Annotated in this window: 1 protein-coding gene; it reads right to left on the bottom strand. The window is 54.3% G+C overall.

Translation table 11 applies throughout. The features are described from left to right. Positions 1–786 (bottom strand): condensation domain-containing protein (locus ICL55_RS34885; RefSeq protein WP_223151698.1); only part of this gene is annotated, 786 nt, incomplete at both ends.

A 786-nucleotide genomic window follows, 5' to 3' on the forward strand; every position in this document is an offset into this window, starting at 1 on the left:
ATCTCCGCACACCAATGCCGTTTGCTCCGGCGTGCGGGCCACCTGTTGCTCAAATAGAGTAACAATCGTTTCAGTAGCCGGCCAGTTGGTAGCGGTGTCATTGAATTCGGCAATAATCCTGTTCTTCTCTGCCGTCGGCAGGTAGTCCAGTTCTGCGACAGGGAGCTGCGGCGCTGCGGTAACAGCCGCCAGCAACTGTTCAACATGTGTACACATCCGTTGGATGGTACTTGTATGGTAGATATCACTGTTGTAAGAGATGTTCAACAACAGCTCATCCCCCTGGTCTTCAAAAGTAAAAGTCAGGTCGAATTTGGCCACCTCGTCGGCCATGCCTTCGTAAGGATGCAGCGTTAAGCCTCCTGCTGTCAAAGGTGCTACGGTGGTATGGTCCATCATCACCATCACGTCAAACAGCGGGTGGCGGCTCGTATCACGGGGCAGCGGCAGTTCATCTACCAGTGCATCAAAAGGATAGGCCTGATGCGCCTGCGCGTCGAGCGTCACCTGCCGTACCTGTTGTAATATTTCGCGGTAGCTGTCCGTTCCCCGGAAACGGCATCTCAGCGCCAGCGTGTTGATATACAAGCCCAGCTGATCTTCCAGCTCACCATGTTCCCTGCCGGAAACAGGGCTGCCGGTGATAATATCTTCCTGACCGGTATAACGGTATAACAGTATGTTGACGATAGCCAGCAAACTCATAAACAACGTGCTGTCCTGTTCGCGGCTGAGCGCCCGTAAGGAGGCGGTCAACGCACCGGGAAGCGGATAACGCTCCACGCT

The organism is Chitinophaga varians, from assembly GCF_014529945.1.
GTDB classification, from domain to species: Bacteria; Bacteroidota; Bacteroidia; order Chitinophagales; family Chitinophagaceae; genus Chitinophaga; species Chitinophaga varians.